The 696-nt window shown below is 63.4% G+C and carries 1 protein-coding gene; it reads left to right on the top strand.

Annotation, left to right across the window (positions count from 1 at the left end; genetic code table 11):
• On the top strand, positions 1-696 hold a 696-nt coding region (locus ABEH27_RS25695), incomplete at both ends, for an immunoglobulin-like domain-containing protein (protein ID WP_346616251.1).

Below are 696 nucleotides of genomic sequence, written 5' to 3'. Positions count from 1 at the left end.
CCGTGGTGTACACCGCTTCGGTGTCGGCCCCGGTCACCGGCAGCCCGCTGGTGGTCACGCTGGCCAACGGTCAGAGCATCACCATCGGTGTCGGTGAGTCGTCCGGTTCGGTCAACTTCACCGCGCCAAACAACGTCTACAACACCAATGCTCCGCTGACCAACAGCATTACCAAGATCGAAGGCGGCAATTACGAGAAGCTCGAAACTGCGGGTAACCCGACCACTACCGTCACCGACAGCCCGGATACCCAGGCCACCACCAATCTGGTGCTGAGCGCGACCGGCGATGTCGCTGAAGGCGGTCAGATCGTCTACACCGCCACCCTGAGCAACCCGGCGGGCACGGCAATGACCGTGACCCTGAGCAACGGCGCGACCATCAACATCGCCGCCGGCCAGACCACTGGCCAGGTGTCCGTCGCGGCCCCGGCCGATGACGTCTACAAAGACGCCGGTCAGGTCAAAGTGAGTGTCACCGGCACCACCGGTGGCGACTTCGAGAATCTGGCCGTTAATCCAGCCGAAGCCGTCACCAACGTGAGCGATACCATCGACACGTCGACCGTGACCCTGACCGCCACTCCAAGCGTGGTAGAGGGCGGTACCGTGGTGTACACCGCTTCGGTGTCGGCACCGGTCACCGGTTCGCCACTGGTCGTGACCTTGGCCAACGGTCAGAGCATTACCATCGGCG

This window comes from Pseudomonas sp. P39-UII1 (genome assembly GCF_039672635.1).
Lineage (GTDB): Bacteria > Pseudomonadota > Gammaproteobacteria > Pseudomonadales > Pseudomonadaceae > Aquipseudomonas.
The sequence above is the reverse complement of the archived record's forward strand: the minus strand, read 5'-3'. Positions and strand labels throughout refer to the sequence as shown.